The sequence below is a fragment of the Methylophaga thiooxydans DMS010 genome, from assembly GCF_000156355.1.
In the GTDB taxonomy this organism is placed as follows: Bacteria; Pseudomonadota; Gammaproteobacteria; order Nitrosococcales; family Methylophagaceae; genus Methylophaga; species Methylophaga thiooxydans.
This window is the reverse complement of record NZ_GG657899.1, coordinates 423980-449182: the sequence shown is the minus strand read 5'-3', so window position 1 is coordinate 449182 and position 25203 is coordinate 423980. Positions and strand designations below refer to the sequence as shown.

Here is a 25203-nt window from a genome sequence, read left to right as displayed (position 1 = left end):
TAATATGAAACGTGCATCACTCAACCACGTCTATAAGCTTATCTGGAATGAACAGCTGAGTGCTTTTGTTGCCGTCTCTGAACTGGCTGGCGCAAGGGGGAAATCTGCCCGCCTACGTCATGCCCTTGTGAGCGCCAGTTTACTGAGTTTTAGTGCTGTTTTACACGCCGGTGGTGTTGTGGTTGCACCCGGTTCGGGCTCCACTGATGTTTACAATGCTCCTAATGGCGTGCCAGTCGTTGATATTAATAAAGCGAATACAGCGGGTTTATCACATAACAAATTTACTGACTACAACGTCAATGCCAATGGTCTTATTCTAAATAATGCCAACAGCAGTCAAATCACCAGACAGTCTCAATTAGCCGGGCAAATTCTTTCGAATACCAACCTTAGCAGTGAAGCCCGCGTTATTCTCAATGAAGTTGTTGCGCCCAACCGTAGTACCCTTGCCGGTTATACCGAAGTTGTGGGACGTCAGGCTGATGTCATTGTCGCCAATCCCTACGGCATTACCTGTAACGGGTGCGGCTTTATCAATACCGACCGTGTCACCTTAACCACGGGTCAGCCTAATATTAACGGCTCGGGACAATTGAGCGGTTTTACCGTTAATCAGGGCGACATTTTGTTTGATGGCTCTGGTCTGGATGCTACTGCACAAAGTTATTTCAATATTGTTTCCCGAAGTGCCACAATCAATGCTCAAATTAATGCTAAAGATCTGAGCATCACAAGCGGTGCCAATGAGTGGGACTATGCATCAGGTTCGGCATCATCAATTGATGCCGTTGAAGTGGCCCCCTCCTATGCGGTTGATTCAACCGCCTTGGGAGGTATGTATGCCAACCGAATACATATCAAAGCCACCGACGCAGGTGTCGGTGTCCGCATGCGAGGTGATATGGCGGCAACGGCTTCCAGCTTCACGATGGATGTAGCCGGCAATATTGTCATGACAAATACCGTGTCGGCTGAAACCAGTCTCACTATCAATTCCGACAGTGCCGAACTTCAGGCGATTGCACTCAATGATGCCAATATCTCAGCCCGATCCGATATCACCCTCACTGCCGACAACGGTACTATCGAACTGGAAGGCGGTTCTCTCTATGCTGAGCAGAACCTTACTATCAGCGCCGCCAAACTGAACGACAGTAAAACCAATACCGTCGCGGATGATAACAATGTTCGCTTCGCCCAGCACACACTGACGCATTCGCTAAGTGGCACCATGACTAGCGGTGGTACCGTTTGGACCTCGGCTGGTGATATCAACAGCACCGCTGGCAGTTATGTGTTTGCTGCAGATTCATCAACAATTCAAGCTAGCGACAGCGTTAGCCTCACTGCCACTAGTGGTGATATCAGCCTCGACGATACGGTCGTCACAGCTACAAACATTAACCTCACCAGCCAGACCGGTAATATCAGCACCAGTAATGGCGCTTCACAGGGTATTCAGTCGGATGGCGGCACTCTGTCTTTAAACGCTGCAGGCACTGTCACCAATAACGGCAAAATCATCGCCGATAATGGTCAAATCAGCATCACCGCCGGCGCACTCGACAATCAGGGCACAGTAAGGGCAGATACCGGCATTCAGGCGACTTTAGGTAGCCTGACTAATGGTCGTAGCGGGAACTTTAATGCCTTTATTTATGCAGGTACCCAAGCAGCTAATTCCAGCCTGTTAAGTAGCAGCGGCGCAGTTAATAACTATGGTCATATCCACTCCGATGGCACCCTAACTGTCAGCGGTAATAGCCTGTTTAACAGTACTACAGGGGCTTTATCCTCCAATAATGTGCTTAATCTGACGGCCAACAATGCCGACATCAGTAACTACGGTGCTATTTTCGCCAACAATGCCCTTGCATTAAACGCCAGCAATGGTGCCGTGATAAACAGGCCAGCCACTGGGGAAATCTATAGTTACGGGACACTGAATATTAATGCAGGTAGTTTCTATAACTACCACATCATTAATTCCTCCGGTGTGAGTAACATCAATACCTCTTCGGTGTTCTGGAACGGTGTCAGCACAGACTTGAGTAATTATAAAGCCCTCAATTTGTGTCAGGTGGTTGGGGCTCTGACTGACTGCAGATGGTCAGCCAACCGGGATCCGGATCAGCCGGAAACATTCTACATCCGTAAAGCCAGTGATGAGCGCAATCAATTTCGTGTAACGACCACCTTTTACAGGGTGCAGGAATATTTCACGATTGATACCAGTTTCTTCAAGCCACAGTTGATATCCGGCAGTAACCTCACTATCAATTACGGCGCTGGTAGTTTCACTAATAATGCCGGTTTAATCTCCACAGCTGGCAATTTACATGTCACGGGTTCGGGCACATTCACTAATCAGGAATTATTCATCGAGGATCTGGAGTACACGGGTAAACGACTGTTTGAACAATATCCGGGCGGCACCAATTACTGGTATCCAGTCAACTATGCTCAATGGAGCAATCCGCCCGGAAGTCGGGTTCAAGCCTATCTAGGTGACGGTACTCCGTATACCATTCCCGACTTTGATGGCTCTAATCGACGCAACTGGGTTTTTAACAATGTTTGGACTGAAGCGGCGTCCGATGCTGATGCCGAGCAGAACTCAGTCAAAGTCCGCACTGGGAGCTTTGGCGTAATCCAGCGCGTGAATGCCGGTATCTATGTGGGTGGCACTCTCTCCGGTCGCGTCGGGCCGGCAAACAACCTCGGTGCACCGTCCGCAGCTAGCCCCAGCAATGTGACAGCACCCAACACAGGCACCTTTACAGCACCATTACCGACCAATCCTAATGGCGTATTTGTCGTCTCTCAGAATCCACAATCCGGTTACCTGGTTGAGACGAATCCACGTTTCGTCAATGGTAATGCATTGGGTTCTGATTTTCTTCTGGACCGACTGGGTCTGGACGTCGATCAAATCGGCCTACGCTTGGGCGATGCGGCTTATGAAAACTTTCTGATCCGCCAGCAGCTGATCAACGAGACCGGCAACAATATCGTCAATGGTTACAGCTCAGAAATCGCCATGATTGGTGATATGTACGAATCAGCCGCAACACAACAAAGTCAGCTCGGCTTAGTCTTTGGCGAAGCGCTGACAGGCGAACAAGTAGCGAACCTGGATAGCGATATTGTGTGGATGGTTGAAACTGAGATCAACGGTCAGAAAGCTCTAAAGCCTGTCGTGTATTTATCTCAGACAACCAAGGATGCCGTGCTGAATGGTGCAACGATTACCGCCCAAAATATCGATCTTGAAGTCGAAAGTCTCGATAACATCGGTGGTTCTATCAATGCTGATGAAAGCCTCAAACTGACCAGTGAAGGTGATATCAACAACCGTAGTGGCAATATCTCCGGCACAGATGTTGAACTGACTTCGACACAAGGCAGTATCAATAATGAAACTCTCGCGGTCACCCGCGGCGATAATATGAACGCCTCGACCGAGATTGGTAAAACTGCAGGGATCACTGCCAGTGGTGATTTGAGCCTGAATGCGGCCAGAGACATCACGATAACGGGTGCAGAAGTTAAAGCCGGTGGTGATGCCAGCCTGTCTGCCGGAAACGATATCACGGTTGACACCATTGTCGATAAAACTACGCGCTCATCAAGCACCTTTTACAGCACAGGCGGTTTTGCCAAGGGCAGCAACACACTAATCACCACTACCACAACAACGGAAACCAATATCGGCTCCCAAGTCAGCAGTGGTGGCGACCTCAACCTGTCGAGCGGTAACAATACAACCATTGCAGGCAGTCAAGCTAATGTCGGTGGCGATCTGAACGTTAATGCCGGTGGTAACTTCAATGTACTGGCGCGCCAAGATAAAGAAATCACTCAGACTGAAATCACAAAGTCCGGTATGGGTGTCGGTGGCGGGCTTTATGGCAAACAGAAAACCACCATCGATACCTTTAAAGGCACGAATGTCGGCTCCGATATTCAGGTTGGCGGCAACCTATCTGTTGATGCCGGTAACAACATGGTGCAGCAAGGTTCAGATATGACCGTTGCAGGCAGCGGTGATATCAATACTGGGAATGATGTGTTGATTCTGGATGGTTTGGACGAAGAATGGTCACGTTCAGTCACCGTTACCTCAACCATGTTCTCTTTTGATAAGGCCGGTTCATCAAACAGCGGTAGTCAGACAAGCAGTGATTCAGACGGTGGCGTCAAAACGGCCAATGCTGGTGCTAGCGGCAATGCCGGCGCAACAGGTGGTGCAGAGTTTAATGTCGCTAAAACGACCGTTGATGTAATTGAACAAGGCAAGAAAACCAGTGTCGCCTCCAATCTCAGCTTTGGTGAAGGCGTCAGCGTTAATGCCGGTGGCGATGTCGTTCTACAAGGCTCCAACCTAAACGCCGGTGATGACGTGACTCTAAATGCCGAGAATGTTGAAGTACTGGCAGGCCGCAATGAGTCTTTCGTTTCCCGCACCACCACCACATCCAAGGCAGGTGTATTCCTCGATGGTGATGTCTCGGCAATGGGCAATGCCATGGCTCAGGCCACGGGGATGTCAGCCAATGCAAAAGCCGGTTCTGAAGGCAAAGGCGAGGCCAACGGTGTCGCCACGTTTGGTAATCGTGAAGAAGTGAGTCAGCAAACCACTCAGACGCTGACCCATACCAAATCAAACCTGAAAGCTGGGGGCAACCTGACTATCAACGCGGAGAAAGATGCCGTGTTCCAGGGCGCTGACGTGGAAGCGGGAAATAACATTGATATTGATGCTACCAATATCATTAATATCGCCGCCGAAGATAAAACCGTGACGACGTCATCATATAGCCAGACCACAACAGGCACTTATGTTGACGGAAACCTCGGGTTGGGCGCCGGCTTGGGCGCGCTAGCCAGCCCCACTTCGGGTGGTGCCAAGGCTGAGGCGACTGCTCAGGGCAGTTCTTCTGCCGGTCTTCGTCGTGCAACCAATAGCACGTATCAGGAGCAAGGTAGTACCACTAACCAAGTTAATACCTTTAAGGCCGGTGGCAACATCAACCGCAATGCAGATGAAACCCTTCTGGATCAAGGCACACAACTAGAAGCCGGTAATAATATCGTACAGTCTGCGAATAAGATCATTGAACAGGCTGTGACCGATAAAGAGTGGTCAATCTCCACCTCAGAGTCGACTGACGCACGCGTTGGCGCCTATGTCGGCGGTGAGGGTAAAGTGGGGAGTGGCGCCCAGAAAAGCACTATCGGCAAGAGTGCTGGTAATGATGGCGAACGTGATGCCTCTGCCGGCGCCCGGGCACAACTGAAAATGGCTGAAACCAGTGAATTCAGCAGCAGCGAAAAGGCTGTTACCAGTAGCTACAAAGCGGGCGGCTCGATCACCTCAACCAGTCAAGAAGAAACCGTATTGATCGGCACTCAAATGGAAGCTGGCGAAAATATTACGCTCAATGCCAAATCACTCGACTACCAGGCGGCTCGTGATACCAAAACCGACACCAAGGGCAGCGTTCAACTCGAAGCCGAAGGTAAAGCTGCAATGATCGGCGGCGTCGGTGGCATTCTTAGTGGCAAATATGCCGATGGCGATGAGAGCAAATTTGAATCCAACGCGGTGGTGGGTGGCCTCAAATCTGGCGGCAACCTTACAATTAACACCACCGATGATGCCACATTTGAAGGCGTACAAATGGAGGCCGGTCAGAATGTCACTATTGGCTCAGAAAAAGGCAATGTTAACTTCAATTCAGCCAAAGATATCAAAACAGAAAATAAAGACGCCCGCAGCATTGAAGTTGAACTAGCCGCCAGCAAAAAAGATGGTGCCAGTGGTAAATTCAAAGGCAGTATAGAAACCGGTGAAAAACTAGACGTCACCAATACGGGTACGAGCATTAAGTCCGGTAATAATATTTCTATCACCTCAGGCAATGACGTCAACTTTGAAGGTAGTCAGATAGAGGCTGGAAATAATATTGATGTCACCGCCGAGAACAATATCAATCTTCTGGAAGCGCGTGATATTAGCCAAGAAAATAGTCGCTCTGTCAGCGTTGAAGCTTCAGCTAGCAAAACGGATCAGGAAGGTACCGTCAACCTCGGTTTGACAGATATTGATCAGCAGCAAGGCCAAGTCACGCAAATCAAGTCAGGCGGTAACACCAGTCTTAATGCTGACACCATTGTTAATCAGGAAACCAAACTGGATGAAGATGCTTCACTCAATGGTAAGGTGATTAATATTGCGAAGACCGATGTAGATAAAGGCTATGTGGTAGAAGTGGATGCTGGTGCCGAGAAACATAAAGACGGTGGTGATAATGATAGCTCAACACAGTCAGCCAACACGGATGATAGCAATAAGGGAACATCACAAACTCAGGATGATACCGCTACGAATACTCAGGTTACAGTCAATAACCCAGCTGTAACAGACAATCAACGAAGCATCAGTCTGCCGGATAACCGTGATACCAGCCAGTCTCTTGAGCTAACCAGTGACAATGGTCAACCCGCACCTGATTGGGTCAAAGTCGACGCTACCACCGGTGAAATCAACGCCACGCCGCCGACTGACTTTACCGGCAAGCTGGATGTCGTTGTAAAAATTCCACTTAATGATGGCACGTTCATGGAGAAAACCATTTCTATTGAACAATAGGTCGTCTCAATAACTAACATGCCATTAAGCGATTATGGGAAGTCTTGATTCGCGCTTTGTGGGATAAGGGTCAGCCTTAGCTTAAAAAGATAAGCCATAAGGTAATAACATAATCACGTTTTAACATATGCTAAAATTATGGTTTAGAGTCAAACCAAGCAATAATCAGATAGCATCACAAAATTTGATTATTTAACGCCGATTCGCTGAATTCTCACGATTATCAAAAATCCTGAAAAGTCACCTTTTCAGGATTTTTGTATTTAATTTACTTGATGCGACTGTGCTTATTTTGACCTCCGTATTCCACATCTCCGAGAATAATTCATCATGGCTAACGATAGTTTCCGTTCCCTTCAGTTAAGTAAAGCGCAGCTAGATGCACTTGATTCGCTCGGCTATGAGAGCATGACCGCAATACAGGCGCAGAGCCTGCCAGAAATTCTGAAAGGAAACGATCTTATTGCCCAAGCCAAAACCGGTAGCGGCAAAACGGCAGCGTTTGGGATAGGGCTATTGCAGAAACTTAACCCACGCTTTTTCGGCGCTCAGGCATTAGTGCTTTGCCCCACCCGTGAACTGGCTGAACAGGTCGGTAAGGAAATTCGTAAACTTGCGCGTTTTATGCCGAATATCAAACTGGTGATGTTGTGTGGTGGTAAGCCGATTGGTCCCCAAATAGGCTCATTGGAACACGGTGCACATATCGTTGTAGGAACACCGGGGCGTGTGCAGGATCACCTTCGTAAAAACACGCTAAAGCTAGATGGTCTCACCACCTTAGTGCTTGATGAAGCGGATCGTATGCTGGACATGGGGTTTGCTGACGCCATGCAAGCGATTATTGGGCAAACCCCCAAAAACCGACAAACCTTATTATTCTCTGCGACCTACCCTGACACCATTCAACACATGAGTCGTCAGATTCAACGTAACCCGGTTACCGTCACAGTTGAAGCCGAGCACAACAAAGAAGTCATCCAACAAGTTTTCTACGAAGTCAGTAAACACGATCGCAATACAGCCCTACTGAGCTTATTCGCACATTACCAACCGGAAACCTGTGTTGTTTTCTGTCATACCAAAAAGCAGTGTGACGACGTTGCTGACTTCTTAAACAATGAGCAAATTGATGCATTAGCGATTCATGGTGATTTAGACCAACGTGATCGCGATCAGGTCTTGGTTCGCTTTGCCAATAACAGTTGTCCAGTCTTAGTCGCCACCGATGTCGCCGCACGTGGGCTTGATATCAAAGCCTTACAAATGGTGATTAACTATGAGTTGCCACGTGATCCTGAAGTCTACGTTCATCGCATTGGTCGTACAGGTCGTGCCGGCCAAACCGGTTTGGCAATGAGTATCGTCACACCGAATGAGACACCACGGATTCTAGCCATTGAAGAATACTCAAATCGCCCCTGCCCTTGCGATGAACTAACGTTACTCAATAACAATGTTGATTTTTCGCTACAGGCACCAATGGCAACGATACAGATTGATGCCGGTAGAAAAGGCAAATTACGACCCGGTGATATTTTAGGCGCATTGACTGGTGATGCCGGTTTGAAAGGCTCGCAGATCGGTAAGATTGATATCTTTGATATGTCGAGCTATGTAGCAATTGAAAAGAGCGCGATAAGACAAGCGTTGAGTTATTTTTCACAAGGAAAAATTAAAGGGCGAAATGTCCGTGCAAGAAAACTAAAATAAGTTTTCAATAGTACTTGCTCTAAAACCTGTTTCTTTTTATGATGAATTTACGTTTTTTTGAACGGGTGTCGCGCTAGTTTCAAAAGCGTTGTGTTATTAATATCAAACAAGGATGTTATCGATGTTACCCACACCAATTTACAACATTATGCCAATTTTCTATCTGGGCTCAGGCTTCACGCTACCATTCTCCATTGATAATGCTTTTGCCTTTATCTCTGGCATCGCATTTGGTACTGCCGCCATCCTCATCATGCGAGCCCGAAACTGGATATAAATACTATTATCAATACGCTACGTTGTTGGTGAAGAAATTAATCTAACGGCAAATTGCGGAGTCTAGTAGTACCTCGCACCGTTCTTCTCAAGCACATAAGTTCGCCAAATCGCATACTTCAGCGCTTATCTGGCGACGTGTTTGTCACGCCAATCTGAACGTTTACGCCAAAAACCATCATGGTGTTTTTCAAAATACGCTTGCGCATGCGTTTCAGCGTATTTGCCGGAAAAATGCAATTCAGTTGACGGTGTAGATTTCATAGCAGCCTCGCTGGTTAAGCAACGAGGCTAGGTTAGCGATTCAACATTAAGAAAAACTTAACATCGTCACTGTTTATGAGATGTTTCAGAATACTGCAATGCCCGCACTATCAAGTATGAGTCATCGTTAACGGGCATTTAGCGTCATCGTGGCGAGGCTTAGGGTAATGACCAGACTTTGATAGCATCACCACTTTTATACCCAAATAGTTTGTTACCGCCACTGACAACTGCGATGTACTGTTTGCCATCCACCTCATAACTGATGGGTGGAGCATTAACACCCGCTTCTGACGAACCGGACCAGACTTTATCGCCAGAGGCGGCATCCAGTGCAAATAACTCACCACTGCCCTCACCACTAAAAACCAAGCCCGAATCCGTACTCAATACACCGCCTAATAAGGGATTTGGTGTTTTATGCTGCCAGACAAGGTTACCGGTATCGAGATTGATGGCGCTCAACAGGCCATAGCGCTCATCGGTATCAAGCGGTGCCATTGATGAGTACTTTAACCCGGCTTTGCCATGCTTCTCCGGTAACTGATGCAGACTGTAATTAACAGGCCAATGAATACCTGCTATATACACCTGTCTCCGCTTGGCATCTAAAGCAACAGGTGACCAGTTTGAACCGCCAAGCACGCCCGGATAAATGACGGTGCCCGCTTCAGATGGCGGCTGAAACAAATTCTGCTGCGGCACATAAGCATCGCTTTTGAATAATAGTTTTCCGGTTTCACGATTAATGACATAAAACCAGCCGGTTTTGCCTGCCTGCCCTACTGCAGCCACGGTTTTACCGTCTTGATGCACATCAAACAGTACTGGTGGGCTCGCGACATCGTAGCCCCACATATCATGAGGCACCTGTTGGAAGTGCCATTTTATTTTGCCGGTATTGGCATCCAGAGCCACCAGCGAAGAGGTATAAAGATTATCACCGGGACGTGACGATCCTTCCATTTGTGGTGAAGGATTACCCGTGCCAAAAAATAAAGTATCCGTGTCATGATCGATGGCTGGCGTGCTCCAGGCAGAGCCACCACCATAACGCCAAGCATCAGCGTACTGCTCAGCAGATGCTTTTTCGGCTTCAATATCGCGCGGCAACAGTTCACCATCTGGCGTGGTGGCTAAATAATCACCTTCCCAACCTTGCTCCGGAATGGTGTCAAACTGCCAGCGTTGCTCACCGGTTTCAACATCATAAGCAGCAAGAAAACCGCGACGCCCATATTTTCCGGCAATACCAACCACAGCGCCCAATGGCGCATCTGGGTCTGGTGAGTCTAAGTGCAAGCCATAGCCGACACCAGTGATACCGATAATCACATTACCGTTGTAAACCATCGGTGCCATATTTAAACCAACACCTGAGGTGCCTGAGACCTCACCTTCTGTGCCACCGGCTAAGGAAGCAACATCTTCTTGTATACCACTGTCACCTTGCGTGACATCTTTGTCCCAGGCTTTTTTCCCAGTATTCACATCCAAGGCAATTAAACGCCCATCTACGGTGCCCATAAAAACATGATCATCTGTTACTGCAACACCGCGATTAGCAGGGCCACAACACATTTCCCGCGATTCAATCCGATCATGCTGGTAACGCCATATCAACTCACCACTCTTCGCGCTCAACGCCACCACATCATTGAATGGTAACGACACGTACATCACCCCCGATCTCACAATCGGCGTTGCTTGAAATGTCGCTTTATTACCGGTGTTAAATTGCCAAGCCGGCGCCAGGTTTTGAATGTTATCGGGTGTAATTTGCGTTAATGGTGAATGCCGTTGATGTAAGTTATTACCACCAAATACGGACCATTCTCTATCATCCGCCAGCACGACAGTGGAGTGTGTGAACAATAAACAGGCTATGGCTACATACTTATTCATCATGTTCTCTTTTTATATTTGATAGATGATTGCTGACAACAACTATACAACTTAAGCTCCCAAAATAACTGTTCAAATCATTCAAACCTCTCAGATAAGGCAATACCTGCTCTAATACAATAGGACGACTGTATTATCTGTAGCTGATATATTTTCTGGCAGATTAAAACAAACATTATGTAAGGAGTTTAAATGGAGACACTGCCTGAAGAGCATGCGATTTTACGCATTATGGCGCGACCCAACGATGTCAATGTAGCGGGTGATATTTTTGGTGGCTGGTTAATGTCGCAATGTGATATTGCTGGAGGCATCATTGCCAGCCGCAAAGCTGGTGGTCGTGTGGTTACTGTCGCGGTAAAAGATTTCCAGTTTCTTGCCCCAGTGTTAGTTAGTGACATTGTCAGTATTTATGCACACGACGTTCAAATTGGCACCACATCGGTCACCATCGGTATTGAGGTATTCAGTGAACGTCGGCAGGCAGGTCAAGAACAGATCATCAAAGTGGCTACAGCACTGATTGTTTATGTGCATATCGACGATCATCGTCAGCCAACGCCGATTAGTGCGTCATAACCCCATAATAGTGCGATGTGACGTGCTCCCTAAAAGCGACAAGATGTTGATTTGAAGTAAAAAATACCTCAGGTGTTATACTCTTCGTTATAAGGATTGTTCCAATTTACGCAGGTAGTCGCCCGAATAGGAGTATCGTGCAATGAACGATTGGTTATACCTTCTTCTTATCCCGCTATTTTTACTGGCAATATGGTTTTGGCCAGAGCAGAAAAGTCGTTCTGCAATGCGTCGAAGCCAGGACGCTATTGATGATGAAACGGGACCTAACCGCTATCATGCTGTCACTATTCAACCTTGTTCTCATGCATGTGATGCCGTTATTCAACTTAGCAGTAAACGATTTCTTGCCAATGAAGTGACGTCTTTACCCGTTGCCGGTTGTGATGCGTCCAGGTGTCAATGTACATATAAGCATTACGCTGATCGACGTATTGGCGATGATCGCAGGCACACCCGTGTTGCTCAAGAACACATTTACGCCAGACACGAACACAGAAAAGGCGAAGACAGAAGGCAGCAGCACGTTTTTCAATAAGCGTGTAGAAACAGGATAGTGACAGGTTTTTCTGACCTGACAAAGTTTGCTGTGTCTCACTCTCAGCGATAACTGCGGTGCGGCGAGCCTGCCGAATAAAAACATTCTAATGACACGGTGAAACCGTATTCCATATACCGAATTAAGTTAGTGCAACGCCATAAAATAACGCACTACGTTTGTGCAAAACACGTCCGTGCCTCACACACATAAAAGATCAAGCCATTGTTTTTTATACTATTTTCATTGTTGGCATAGCTGATGCAATAACCGTAATACAAACAATCTTTTCAGCTGCATGTTGTTTGTAATTTCTCTCTTGTCTACGTGCTGACTTTGGGGTGAACTTATGTTCACCCCTTTTTTTTGCCTGCAACCTTAAAGACCGTCTAGCATGTAAGTATCGTTCGTAATCTAATTCTGGTCTGATATGCATCGACACAGCATTGAGAAATGGCAGCAAGATCACGATTTTGTCATCACTAACAAACGGGGTGAAACTCGAACACGTTATGTGTTGTTACTAACAACCGTGACGATGATTGCAGAACTGATCGCAGGCACCCTGTTCGGCTCAATGGCTCTTCTGGCCGACGGCTGGCATATGGCTACGCATGTAGCTGCTTTTTTGATTACTTTGTATGCCTACCGGTATGCAAATAAGCATGCCAACAACCCAGCGTTTGCATTTGGTACTGGTAAAGTCAGTGTTCTAGGTAGCTTCACCAGTGCGATAGCATTAGGTGTGGTGGCGCTGATGATGGCGCTCGAGTCTGTCGAACGCCTTTTCTCTCCACAGCCGATTCAATTCAATGCTGCTATTGCTGTCGCTATACTTGGCTTAACTGTCAACCTGGTCAGTGCCTTACTGCTAAAAGATCACCACCATCATAGTCACGACCAGCAGCAACATCATCTGGACCACAACCTAAAAGCCGCCTACCTACATGTTTTAGCTGATGCTTTGACATCAATATTGGCTATTGCGGCATTAGTTGCTGCCAAATATGCAGGTCTGCTGTGGTTAGATCCCATTATGGGTATTGTTGGTGCGGTAATTATCAGCGTGTGGGCGATCAGTCTTATCAAAGAAACTAGTCCGGTTTTATTAGATGGGAGTATCGATAAAGCCTACCTAGAGGCAATTCAAGGCCGAATCGAACAAGATGCGGATAACCGTATTGCTGACTTTCATATCTGGCATATCAGCGCCCATCACTATGCCGCTGTCATTACTATTGTCAGTGATATGCCAAAATCAACAGCCTATTACAAAAACCTGCTGGCTGATTTTGATCGCCTGTCTCACCTGACAATCGAGGTTCATCGTTGTCAGGATAAAGACTGTCTTCATTCATAAACCACTTTTTGGTGGACTTTCCATATTCTTTAAATGTCGAAATGTTAGTGAATTACAAGTGAGCGGTACGAATATTGCGTTGACCTGTTTATTCTAACTGAAGACAACAAAGAGACACGGATATGCTGGACATTGATATCAGCGGTTTTCTCAAACAGCATCAGCTACCACAGACGTATCAGGCAATCGCTGATCAGTGGTTTAGTGGTCTGGCAGAGGATATATTTTTGCACCATAAAGGTGCATGTAAGCCAATTATTGTCGGTATCAATGGTGCACAGGGATCGGGGAAAAGTACCCTCGCCGCACTATTGGTCTATGTATTGGAGCAGCACTTTAACTGCAAAGCACTGTCGCTATCACTCGACGACTTTTACTTTACCCGCCAAGAGCGTCTGAAGCTCGCTGAAGGCATTCATCCTCTGCTTGCTACCCGAGGCGTTCCAGGTACTCATGATATTGCTATTGCACGAAAAACACTGAGCGATCTTACCCAACAACTGCCGGTAAGCATTCCACGTTTCAACAAAGCCACTGATGATCGCTTTCCCGAGAGTCACTTTGAAACAGTGGACGACGCGGTTGATATCATCATTTTTGAAGGCTGGTGTTTGGGGGCTCAGGCACAACAAGAGGACGCGTTAACTGAACCGTTGAATGATCTTGAATCCAAAGAAGATCAGGATGGCAGCTGGCGTCGTTATGTGAACGAGCAACTGGCGATGTTCTAACCTTCGTTATTTGAGTTGATAGATATCTGGGTCATGCTCAAAGCCCCCTCCTTTGACTGTGTATTTAATTGGCGACTGGAACAAGAAAATAAACTCTACGATAGTCTGACTGATAATACCCAAGGGCAGCTGATGGACAAGCAGGCCTTGTCTCGATTCATCAAACACTACCAGCGTATTACTCAAAGCTGCCTGACAAGCTTGCCAGATCACGTTCACTATCTGTACGAACTAGCACCAGACAGGCAAATCATTAAGCTCACAACACACAAAGCGGAACAAAAAAACGCACCAAAGGGACAATGGCTGGTCTTTACTGATATGGATGGCAGTTTGTTAGACCATCACAACTATCACTTCGATGATGCTGTTCCGACATTGGCTCATTTGGAACAGCAAAACATCCCCGTGATTCCCGTTACCAGTAAAACTCAAGCAGAAGTCGAACTACTGCGAGATAGCCTTAAGAACACTCACCCTTTTATTGTTGAAAATGGCGCTGCTGTTTTTATCCCTGTCGGTTATTTTGATGCGCAACCGGAAGATACGATTATCAAAGATGCCTATTGGGTCAAAGAATTCTGCGAGCCCCGTCAATTGTGGCAGTCACTCATTGAGCAGGTTCGTCCCCAATATCAAGACCAATTCGAAACATTTGCAGATGCCGGCATCGACGGCATCATCGCTATGACAGGTCTTAATGTCCACGCTGCTGCGCGTGCAGCACGGCGCCAATACGGTGAACCCGTTTGCTGGCATGGTAACGGTAATATCAAGCAACAGTTTATTGAGGACTTAAAACAACTTGGCGCACAGATTTTAGAAGGCGGACGTTTTATTCATGTGTCCGGGCAGTGCGATAAAGGACGCGCGTTGGAGTGGCTGACACAGGTTTACCAAGACAATAGCCAAGAATCACGGCTACACACTCTGGCTATTGGTGATAGTCAGAACGATCTAGCGATGCTTGAGCAGGCTGATTATGCATTGATTATTCGCTCACCAGTGCATGCTTTACCGCCCGTTGAACGCCAGCACAATCTCTATATTTCCACACACACCGGACCCAAAGGCTGGGCAGAAGGTGTGAATAAAATCATCGATGCAACGTTGCATTCCGATTCATCTAACTTACCCCGAGGCAATCATGGCTGATTTCTACCAGAATGGGATTATTACCACTTTACATAACCTGACCGATCGACACTTGGCTGATCTGGAAAGCGACCTGCTACAATTCAGCAAACAAAGACCGATGGGATTATTGTTGCCATCCTTGTTTTCAGAACTTGAAGGTGAAGCGCTACCCAATATTGTCCAGCATCTGAAAGCGGTGCCTTATCTGTCAGAAATTGTTATTGGCCTGGATCGCGCCAGCGAAGAACAATATCGCCATGCATTGAAGTTTTTTTCTACGTTACCGCAACATCACCGCGTTTTATGGAATGATGGACCCCGCCTGAAAGCGATAGATGCTGAACTTCAAGCTTTAGGTCTGGCACCGAGAGAAATGGGCAAAGGTCGTAATGTCTGGTATTGCATGGGCTATATTTTGGCCTCAGGAAAAGCTGAATCAATTGCCTTGCACGACTGCGATATTGTGACCTATAACAGTGAGTTGTTAGCAAGACTCATCTATCCTGTTGCTAATCCAATGTTCAACTATGAGTTTTGTAAGGGCTATTACGCACGTGTTGCCGGTGGCAAACTCAATGGTCGTGTGAGTCGTTTATTAGTGACGCCATTAATCCGAGCCTTGAAGTCAGTTGTCGATAATCACCAGTATCTGGATTATATGGACAGTTTCCGCTACCCATTGGCTGGCGAATTTTCGTTCCGACGTGATGTATTAACCGATCTGCGTATCCCTAGCGATTGGGGACTTGAAATCGGTGTTTTATCAGAAATGCACCGCAACTATGCTAACAACCGCCTGTGTCAGGTTGATGTGGCTGATGTGTACGATCACAAACACCAAGAGCTGTCATTAGATGATCAACAAGCCGGCCTCTCCAAAATGTCGATTGATATTGCTAAGTCGCTGTTCCGCAAGCTGGCAACCAAAGGCACGACGTTCTCAACCGAATCGTTCCGTACACTGAAAGCAAGTTATTATCGTATTGCCCTCGACTTCGTTGAAACCTATCGTAATGATGCGGCGATGAATGGCCTCAAATTTGATATCCATCAAGAAGAAGAATCGGTGGAAATGTTTGCCAAAAATATTATGGATGCAGGCCAAATGTTCTTAGAAAACCCCATGGAAACGCCATTTACGCCTAGCTGGAGCCGCGTGCAAAGCGCCCTGCCTGACATTTTTGAACGCCTTTATGAAGCCGTTGAAGCTGACTATCAGGAATTTTCTGCTTAAGGATCCCCTTTATGACGCCTAATGACATGCAGCTGAAACAACTCAATGAGACGGTTTTGTATCACCTTCAGGCTATTTACTCTGACGTATCACCTGAAAAACCATTACAACAACTCGCTGATGAAATCATCAGCATTATGCGTCTCGATGACACGTTTCATGAAGTGATCCCACATAAAAATAACTGGGATCAGCACGATATGGTGTTAATCACCTATGGCAACAGTGTTCAGCGGCAAAATGAAGCGCCGCTGAAAACCTTGCATCATTTTTTAAATGAGCATATTCGGGATTTTATTAACAGTGTACATATCTTGCCCTTTTTCCCTTTTTGTTCCGATGATGGTTTTGCCGTCATGGATTATTACGAGGTGAATGAGAAACTGGGTGACTGGAAGGATATTGAGCATATTGCCCAGGATTACCGATTGATGGCCGATCTGGTCATCAATCATGGTTCCAGCAGTAGTGAGTGGTTTAACAATTTTGTTAAAGGTGAGGGACCGGGACATGACTTTTTTTTCACTGCTCCTCAAAATGCCCCTGTAAGCCAAGTTGTCAGACCTCGTACCAGTCCACTCTTAAGAGAAACAGAAACCGAAGATGGCACCAAGTATGTCTGGTGCACTTTTAGTCATACACAAGTGGATTTTGATTTCCGTAACCCCGACGTGTTGAAAGAGTTCATTAATATCGTGCGCTTTTACCTCGACAAAGGCATACGCATTTTCAGGCTTGATGCCGTTGCCTTTCTCTGGAAAAGAGCAGGCAGTAATTGCTTAAACTTACCCGAAACGCACGAAGTGGTGCGACTCATGCGTAGCCTGATTCAACATGCCCAGCCTGATGCCGTCATCATTACCGAAACCAATATTCCTAACCGTGAAAACTTGAGCTATTTTGGTAATGCCAACGAAGCACACTGCATCTATAACTTCTCATTGCCTCCTCTCCTTGTTAATACCATGGTCACCGGAAACTGCACCTATTTAAAACAATGGTTGATGAGCATGCCTCCCGCCCAGAACGGGACGGCTTATTTTAATTTCATTGCCTCACACGATGGTATCGGGCTTCGACCTGCTGAGGGCTTGTTATCCGAAGCTGAAATTGCCTCACTCATCAATACCATGCAACATTTCGGTGGCCAGATTTCATGGCGCGCAGGTGATAACGGCGTCAAAAAACCCTACGAAATCAATATCTCATTATTTGATGCTTTACAGGGCACCACACAAGGCAAGGATGACTGGAATATCGACCGATTTATCTGTGCTCATGCGATCATGTTGGCATTGGAAGGTATTCCCGGCATCTATATACACAGTCTTTTTGCCACCAGTAATGATCTTGAAAAACGGGCAAGAACCGAACAAAACCGTGGCATCAATCGCCATGAATGGGATTACGACACATTACAAAACAAACTCGCTGATCCGGATACGCAACATCACAAAGTATCCAGTCTGCTGAAAAAATTGATTCATCTGCGCCAGCAGCAACGTGCCTTTCATCCCAATGCGACTCAATTCACATTGCACATGGGGGAACACTTGTTTGGCTTCTGGCGTCAGAGCATGGATAGAAGACAGAGTATCTTCTGTATCTACAATGTCAGTGACACGCCCCAGCCTCTGAGGATTGCAGAGCTAAATCTAGTCGTCACTGACCGTTGGTGGGACTTGATAAGTGGCCATATTTTCGATGAATCTGCTGAAACGGTCAGCGTAGCCCCTTATCAAGTCTTGTGGATTACTAATGGTTAACCCAATCTGTCATAGTAGCTTCATAATGCGCTGTTACAGTTTGGCTAAAAAAGGAAAGATAAATGCAAAACGCTAAACCCATTCGTAAATGCCTGTTTCCTGTAGCAGGTTACGGAACACGCTTCTTGCCAGCGACCAAGGCAATGCCTAAAGAAATGCTACCCATCGTCAACAAGCCGTTGATTCAATACGGTGTTGAAGAAGCAATTGAAGCAGGCGTCAGTGAAGCAGGCTTTATTACCGGCCGCGGTAAACGTGCCATTGCCGATCATTTCGACACCAGCTACGAACTCGAAGAAGAAATCCGTGGTTCCAGCAAAGAAAACCTGCTGGATGACATTCGTAAAGTCATGGATGATTGTGACTTTATCTTTATTCGTCAACGCGCCATGTTAGGTTTAGGTCATGCCATTTTGACAGGCGAACCCATCATTGGTGACGAACCATTTGCGGTTATTTTGGCTGATGACTTATGCTCTCACCCAGAACACACTGACAGTAAACGTGCGCTAGGCCAGCTTGTTGAAATGTATGAGCGTTATAACTGTAGTGTCATTGCGATTGAAGAGGTCCCGGGCGACAACATCAGCAGCTATGGTGTGATTTCAGGTAATGAAATTGAAGATGGCGTCTACGAAATCACCGACATGGTAGAAAAGCCCAAACCGGAGGATGCACCCAGCCGGCTCGGTATTATTGGGCGTTATGTACTGACACCTGATATTTTCGACTATATCCGCAACACTGAACCGGGTACCAATGGTGAAGTTCAGATCACCGATGCCATTCGTGCTTTAGCCCAAGAAAAACGTGTTTTAGCGGTCAAATTCAAAGGCCAGCGATTTGACTGTGGCAGTATTGATGGTTTTGTTGAAGCCACCAATTATTACTATCAACGCGATCATAAAAACAAGTAGAATTGTATTGTCGGGTCGCAAACGGCCCGACTGTTTTTAGTTCAATGAAGCGGCTATGGATACAAAAACAAACAACAGCCAGTGTCACGATGGCGTACTTATCGACCAAGCCACTCTTCTGGAAACCTTAATTAAGCAATGGCATAAGGCGGTCGATGAAGATTTTGCCATTACCGTCTTCATCATTGATGTCGATAAGTTTTCCCGCATGGAAAACAAGTCAGCCTGTTTTGACCAAATTCTGGATGCGATTCGGAGTCAGTTCCAGCGTGAAACCGACTTTATTGCTCGCTTTAACCGCAAACAAGTGATGGCTATTTCATCACACATGAACTATCGCCAATCAACTCAATTGGCAACACGGTTACACAAAGCGATTGCGTCGTTAAAACTGTTTCATCCACAATCACCTACCGGACGCTATGCCACCGTCAGTATTGGTCACAGCACATATGCTCCAGAGCCCAATGATTGTTATGGTGTTCTGGATATGCTGGCAACGGTGATCAAATTTGTCCGTGATGCTAAATATGAAGGTGGCAACCAATCAAAATCCCGACTGCATAGCCGGGTACTGAAATAAAACAAGCCTACTTGTCCTTGCCCTCGCACGTGTTTGCTTGATTGATCACCCAATGAACAAAATATGGTTTTTCGCTCGGTGGCAAAGACCTGCTTATTTTTATTCACTCAGGTTTTTGCTACATTAAGGCAACCAAACATTAGCCTGTCATCCTATGAAACCAATCCATCCCTTCTTTTTTTCAGCCGTTTTTTTCATTGTCAGTTTCTCCAACTTTGCATATGCAAATACGGGCTTGGAAATAGATAACCCGACTTCCATCAATATCGTCTATACCATCGAACCAGATGATATTAGTTTGCAAGATGTACAAAAACGCATTGAAAATCTGGCTTGTCATGCTGGCATCAGTCTCAGTTCGAGAGACGATGCACAATTATTTGTAAGAGTAGAAAAGCACGCTGATGCCTACCTTTTGTATCTAGATTTCAACCGACAACTTTTCTATTTTGCCAACGGTTATAAGCATTCAACAAAAGGCTTTGTCTGGGGTCGCTATGCAAATAATATCGATAGCCAAGAGGAATTGTTCGAAGATCTCGTGTTCTTTGCCGAAGAGTTTTTTTCTGATTACCAACAAGCCAACACGCTGAATTAAGTGACCGACCTCATGAGGAACACGCACCATGTTTGAGTTTGTTGTCGGTATTTTTGTTTCCCCCTTTATCGCCTACGTTGTCTATGTCTACGCCGTCATTGGCAGTCGCATGTTCAAGGCGGTATTTGGCGAGAACAGAGAATCATTATTTAAACGTGTGCAGAGCGCGACCTTAGCCGTTGTTATAGCAATAGTGCCAATGCTACTGGTCATTCCCTTATTTCAGCACACAGCGCTTGCCAGCGGCCTGTGCATCGGTTGTGTCTTTGTCTTTCTGTTTACACGAAAACCACGTTCGTCCGAATAACACCGTCGTTTCGCATTCGCTGTTGATAAGCATTCTGTAACAAGAAATGGGGAATGGGGGCTGAGGTCGGAATCGAACCGGTGTTAATGAGTCTAGAATAGATTATTATCCGTATGAAATTACAATGCCAAAAATTGCTCTCATTAGTGATTTGCATAATGAGTTGTTGAGAGATTCAGGCAACGCCATCCCTGGCATTGAGTTAAACCGAAAAGTCGACGCTCCCGTCATCGCTGGAGACATAGGTGCTCATCATTATGGACTTCATATGTCACTTCACCCATAGGAGTAGCGAGCCTAGCTGTAAGCCCTGCGCCAGCAAAAGCTCAGGAATGCTAACACTCAGACCTTAAAACGAGACAGTTTTTCTTGTAGCCTGCTGGCAGCCTGGTCCAGCTCATTACTGACACCGCGAAGTTGTTGCGCCCCTTTTGAGGTCTGATGCACCAGACGTGAAACTTCTGAAAGGTTATGATTGACTTCTTCGCACACCGCATTTTGCTGTTCCGTAGCAGATGCAATCTGCAAGGTCATATCAGTAACTTCTTCAATGGCAAGGTTAATGTCATTCAACACCGTTTCTTCCTGTTGTGCCAGCCCTACTGTTTCTAAAGCCTGCTGGCCGCTGAGCCTTATCATATCTGAGGCCTGCTGATTTCTCTGCTGCAAGGTAGTCATCTTGTCATAAATTTCAACAGTGGCTTGCTGGGTCTGACCAGCCAATATCCTAATTTGCTCTGCCTCTGATGCATAACCGGTTTTATTTTTACTGGTGGTCACGGCATCATCAGTAATGTTAGCCGCCAGATTTTTGATCTCTTTGGCGCTCCCCTCTATCACCGACAAAATATGCACTATGTCACGGCTATCTTTGTCCAGTTCCTGAAGAACAGCTTCGGACTGACGAACTGACTCACTGACATGGTTAATCGATGCGCCTTTTTTCTGCACCACTTCGACCCCTTTCGTTGCCGCATCGTTGGCGTGCTGAGAAAATTTCGATGTTCGCTCGGCATTGGTGGCAATTTGCTCCGCTGCAGCAGCCATTTCGCTCATAGCCAGCACCATATCCTCGATCAGACTTTCCAGCTCCAACATCTGAATACTGGTTTCCACACTGATTTTTCTCCCGTCGGCTGATAAGGAGCTGACATTACTGGCTACCGGTAGCAATTGCAGCACTAGGTTGTGCAGCTTATTGATAAAGGTATTAAGAAGGCCTGACAGTTTACCCGTCTCATCACGGTAGCTAATATTCAGCCGCTGCGTCAGATCGCCCTCCCCCTCGGCAATTGAAGCCACCAGCTCAGTCATTTCAGTCACAGGTCGGATGCTTTTGCGAGCGACTAACCATATCGTAACCACACCAAGTAATGAGAGAAATATCCCCAGTACTGTGGTTGCACTTATAAACTGCTTTTGTGCGGCCTCAAGAAACTGCTTTTGCAGGGCCACATCTGCCATCACGATTTCTTCGGGCACTTCTAGGTATGCAACCCAACGTTGCTGATTGCCCGGTAAATGAAACGGCTTAAGCACAATGAATCGCTGTTTGGAATTAATGATCTTAGTCTCACCACTGACTGCCGCTTCTTTGAGGTTTTCACTAATCGACTTTTCCAACACACTCAGATTCTGGCCAATCAACTCGGTATGCTGGCTGTGACCGGAAATAATACCTCTGGGACTGACCAGTAAAATACGTCCTTGACCTTTATAGAGTCCCGCATCTACATCACTAATCACTGATTGCAAAAAACTGGCCGAAATATCCACACCAGCGATTCCAATAAACTGTCCCTCCTGTTTGATGGGGGCCACCAGACTGCTGAGCAAGACCTGTTCATCTTCTACCGGGTAGAGGTATGGATCAATAACGCAGCTTTCGCCACTTTCTTTAGAGCAGAGGTAATATTCCCCCCCCCTGATACCATTCTGATCAAGGCTGGTATCTTCCAGCCCTTCAAGTAAAGCCACCTGAAAACCGTTATTATCTCTGGTCACATAGGGCATGAATCGTCCAGTGGCATCACTGCCATGAGCCTGCTTTTCGAGCTCATCGGCGTCATCAAACATATCGGGTTCAAAAGCCACATAGGTGGCGAGAAAGTCGGGATGGTCCGTCAACGTCTGCGCCAGCATACGAATGGCCAAATCTCGCTTGTCTAGATTGCTTTTTGTATCAGCAACGGCCTCAATTGCTGAGGCAGTAGCTTGTATTGCATACATTGCAGAATGTAACGGCATAGATAATGTTACTGCGGTATCGTTGGCCAGCACACGAAGGTAATCTTCAACTTGGCTACGAGTGACGTCATAACTCTGACTAGAAAGAGTCTGCTTGATCCTATCAAACTGCCATACCCCCACGAAAACCGCCATCAACACAACGCTGAGAAGGCCTAGTCCAGCCCAGATGCTGAAGCGTTGTTGAATGGAAAAATTCATTCTTTACTCCCGAGTTGTTGTTCACCGGACTCTGTTTGATGGAAGAGCATGCGTGAGGAGGTTCTGATGATTGTGGCAAATCTGTCACATTTTTCTTGCAGGGTAGTTATCATATTTTCACGATAGGAAATTTTAATATCTCATTCTAAGTTCAAATGCCACACAACCATTTTTGATACAGTCACCGTCTGTTTACTGCATCACCGAGTGCATATCATGCCACTCCAAACTATCCTCCGCCACTGGCTGAAAGCGATGGAAAGACTATCCCGTAGAGGCACAGCAAAACACTGGTGATAACCAAGAGAACAACATAGTGGCGCTAATCGGCATACTGGTCGGCAGCGATGAAAGTCAGCTCTGGTAAAGCATATAGGGTGATGAAATGATAAAGGTGGTCAGCATCAGCATGTTCAATTGTCGCTCCTTGACTGTTCTTCATTCATGACGTGTTTGAAGCCTCTACTGCGCCGCCTAGCTTACGTCGTTTTTGGACGGAAACCACCACCTGAGCAACAAATCAGTGCCACATAACCCCATTAATGCGTCTCATTGATTTGATGTAAAAGACTGGACATCTGATATGGTCATCTGAGCGAAGTTTCAGTGGTGTGACCGTGCAAGAGTTTCGCTCGGGGTTTCACCGAATAGCTCTCGGTAATAACGGGCGAACAAGCTCATATGCCAGAAGCCCCAATGTGAGGCGACACAGGCAATACTATTTAGCTGCTTAGACTTGTATTGAAGTTCGGCTCTGATTTTGTGCAAGCGAATATTACGCATATAGGCAACCGGGGTGATACCAAGCACTTGCTGAAACGCATGGTTCAATGTCCGGCGACTAATATTCAGTGCGGTGCAAATCTCGCCAATAGTAATGGGATCACAATGTTGTGTGAGCGTCATCTCACGCACACTTTTAACGATATAACGATGAACCCGGTTTTCATGATGTCGACTATTATTGTTGCTTGCCGCGGTCAGCGCTTGCATGCAAATACTAAATACATTGTCTTCAAAGTGGCGCCAACTGTTTGGGTGGCTGACACCCTCTTCGATATTTTTAGCCAAGTGTTCAGTGCCAATGTACAAAGTTGCCATAAGGCGGCTTTGTATATCGGGTGGTAGCTTTTCTACGGGATTTACCTTGCTCATAAGAGGACGAAGATCTACCTTTTCAACTCTTTCAGCATATTCTTCAAGTCGTTGTTCAGAAATAACGGCTGCGGTGATTTCTGATGAATGAGAAGTCTTAAATAAAAGTTCCTCATTTTTATCCAAGCAGAACAACGAGTTTTTAGTTAACTTGCTGCCACACCATAAGGCATCACCCTCAACGATGGTTGGTAAACCAATGACATAACTATTAGGTGGAGCGCTGGCGAGTTCATCCACAGAACGATTCATGGCTTCGCGAAAAACCTGCATGTCCTGAGAAGCAACACTGGTCACTGTGCCTGAAAATTCACCCTTATCCAATTGAGTGTAATCCTGAGACCACATAGGCAATGCCGCCGCCTGCTCTAGCACATCTGGTAACTTAGAGCATACTGCTTTTATTTCTAATTTATCTGGGCCGTTATCTAACCATATCTTTTCTTTATTCACGCCTCTCTCCTTCACAACCAGACTGTGCATTTGATCGGAGTTTATTGTTTTTATTAGAAAAGACCCGATATTTCTGTCTTATTATTTTTAACAGACCGACAGTCTGGATTACTACCATAATAAGCCTTGTCTTCGATAGCCATAGTAAAAATCGGCAACACATGTATGGGTAGTAGATTTTCTTTAGTGGGAGCGCATATAGACTTTTGCAATTATAATCAGGCATACATCGTCGAGAGCAGAGCGGTCGCGGGCTAGATGCCATCAGTTTTTCTGAGTCAAAATCATGCTATGCACAAATCACCATTGTTTTATCGGCAATTGCGGTCGGAATCACAGCAGCCATCCTGTTAAATACATAAATGTCGGCTACATTGACTAGTGGTTTTGATGTTTCATGGTGGCTTATTTTCTATCTGCTCAGCGTGAGGTTATTCCAGCCTAAGCCTATTGAGACCAGTAGGTAAATATTCTTTGGGTCCAACTCCATGCTGGACGTCTACCTTAATGACTCACGCCATCTTTCTGGGTGTAAGAAACAAAACTGAAGGCAATAAAACGCTGTTTAACGAACCGAGAAA

Annotated in this window: 18 protein-coding genes; 14 read left to right on the top strand and 4 right to left on the bottom strand. The window is 46.3% G+C overall.

Translation table 11 applies throughout. The features are described 5' to 3' along the window. The first annotated feature begins 4 nt into the window (after positions 1–4). From MDMS009_RS11020 to MDMS009_RS16290, 3 genes are all read left to right on the top strand, one after another. Complete coding sequence (locus MDMS009_RS11020) at positions 5–6658, top strand: two-partner secretion domain-containing protein (RefSeq protein WP_008291307.1); 6654 nt, start codon at positions 5–7, stop codon at positions 6656–6658. A 330-nt stretch (positions 6659–6988) separates the two neighbouring features. Next, positions 6989–8371 carry an ATP-dependent RNA helicase DbpA gene (gene dbpA / locus MDMS009_RS11015; protein ID WP_008291231.1) on the top strand — a complete coding sequence of 461 codons (1383 nt, stop codon included), beginning with the start codon at positions 6989–6991 and terminating at the stop codon, positions 8369–8371. 121 nt (positions 8372–8492) lie between these two features. Beyond that, complete coding sequence (locus MDMS009_RS16290) at positions 8493–8648, top strand: hypothetical protein (RefSeq protein WP_008291748.1); 156 nt, start codon at positions 8493–8495, stop codon at positions 8646–8648. A gap of 125 nt (positions 8649–8773) precedes the next feature. Here MDMS009_RS16290 and MDMS009_RS16285 read toward each other — a convergent pair whose 3' ends face one another. Both MDMS009_RS16285 and MDMS009_RS11010 read right to left on the bottom strand, forming a co-directional pair. After that, on the bottom strand, positions 8774–8911 hold the full coding sequence (locus tag MDMS009_RS16285) for a hypothetical protein (protein ID WP_008291511.1): 138 nt from the start codon (positions 8909–8911) through the stop codon (positions 8774–8776). 159 nt (positions 8912–9070) lie between these two features. Further along, positions 9071–10816, bottom strand: coding sequence for a pyrroloquinoline quinone-dependent dehydrogenase (locus tag MDMS009_RS11010; protein ID WP_008291236.1), 1746 nt, complete (start codon positions 10814–10816; stop codon positions 9071–9073). A 192-nt stretch (positions 10817–11008) separates the two neighbouring features. Here MDMS009_RS11010 and MDMS009_RS11005 point away from each other — a divergent pair, with 192 nt between their 5' ends. The 11 genes from MDMS009_RS11005 (at position 11009) to MDMS009_RS10955 (ending at position 20566) form a co-directional block, all read left to right on the top strand. After that, the gene (locus tag MDMS009_RS11005) at positions 11009–11395 is read left to right on the top strand and encodes an acyl-CoA thioesterase (RefSeq protein WP_008291762.1); all 387 of its coding nucleotides are present in this window, start codon (positions 11009–11011) and stop codon (positions 11393–11395) included. Between the two features lie 142 nt (positions 11396–11537). Continuing rightward, complete coding sequence (locus MDMS009_RS11000; RefSeq protein WP_052298168.1) at positions 11538–11933, top strand: hypothetical protein; 396 nt, start codon at positions 11538–11540, stop codon at positions 11931–11933. A 430-nt stretch (positions 11934–12363) separates the two neighbouring features. Continuing rightward, complete coding sequence (gene dmeF, locus MDMS009_RS10995; RefSeq protein ID WP_008291250.1) at positions 12364–13293, top strand: CDF family Co(II)/Ni(II) efflux transporter DmeF; 930 nt, start codon at positions 12364–12366, stop codon at positions 13291–13293. A 122-nt stretch (positions 13294–13415) separates the two neighbouring features. Next, the gene (locus MDMS009_RS16525; protein WP_008291251.1) at positions 13416–14024 is read left to right on the top strand and encodes a hypothetical protein; all 609 of its coding nucleotides are present in this window, start codon (positions 13416–13418) and stop codon (positions 14022–14024) included. Positions 14025–14057: 33 nt separating this feature from the next. Then, positions 14058–15179: an HAD-IIB family hydrolase gene (locus MDMS009_RS16520; protein ID WP_008291335.1), complete on the top strand. Its 1122-nt coding sequence runs from the start codon at positions 14058–14060 to the stop codon at positions 15177–15179. Further along, complete coding sequence (locus MDMS009_RS10980) at positions 15172–16395, top strand: glycosyltransferase family protein (protein WP_008291719.1); 1224 nt, start codon at positions 15172–15174, stop codon at positions 16393–16395. Before MDMS009_RS16520 ends, MDMS009_RS10980 begins: the two co-directional genes overlap by 8 nt. A gap of 11 nt (positions 16396–16406) precedes the next feature. Continuing rightward, the gene (locus tag MDMS009_RS10975; protein WP_008291255.1) at positions 16407–18161 is read left to right on the top strand and encodes a sugar phosphorylase; all 1755 of its coding nucleotides are present in this window, start codon (positions 16407–16409) and stop codon (positions 18159–18161) included. A gap of 62 nt (positions 18162–18223) precedes the next feature. Further along, positions 18224–19078, top strand: a complete 855-nt coding sequence (gene galU, locus MDMS009_RS10970) for a UTP--glucose-1-phosphate uridylyltransferase GalU (RefSeq protein ID WP_008291277.1) — start codon at positions 18224–18226, stop codon at positions 19076–19078. A gap of 55 nt (positions 19079–19133) precedes the next feature. After that, positions 19134–19661 (top strand): diguanylate cyclase domain-containing protein, encoded by a 528-nt coding sequence (locus MDMS009_RS10965; protein ID WP_008291458.1) that lies wholly within the window; start codon positions 19134–19136, stop codon positions 19659–19661. A 235-nt stretch (positions 19662–19896) separates the two neighbouring features. Further along, positions 19897–20259 carry a hypothetical protein gene (locus MDMS009_RS10960; RefSeq protein WP_154647024.1) on the top strand — a complete coding sequence of 121 codons (363 nt, stop codon included), beginning with the start codon at positions 19897–19899 and terminating at the stop codon, positions 20257–20259. 28 nt (positions 20260–20287) lie between these two features. Then, the gene (locus MDMS009_RS10955; RefSeq protein ID WP_008291765.1) at positions 20288–20566 is read left to right on the top strand and encodes a hypothetical protein; all 279 of its coding nucleotides are present in this window, start codon (positions 20288–20290) and stop codon (positions 20564–20566) included. A 342-nt stretch (positions 20567–20908) separates the two neighbouring features. On the opposite strand, the gene MDMS009_RS10950 is transcribed toward MDMS009_RS10955, so the two are convergent. Continuing rightward, on the bottom strand, positions 20909–23014 hold the full coding sequence (locus MDMS009_RS10950; protein WP_008291737.1) for a methyl-accepting chemotaxis protein: 2106 nt from the start codon (positions 23012–23014) through the stop codon (positions 20909–20911). 603 nt (positions 23015–23617) lie between these two features. Continuing rightward, positions 23618–24622 (bottom strand): helix-turn-helix domain-containing protein, encoded by a 1005-nt coding sequence (locus MDMS009_RS10945; RefSeq protein ID WP_154647023.1) that lies wholly within the window; start codon positions 24620–24622, stop codon positions 23618–23620. Positions 24623–25203: the final 581 nt, after the last annotated feature.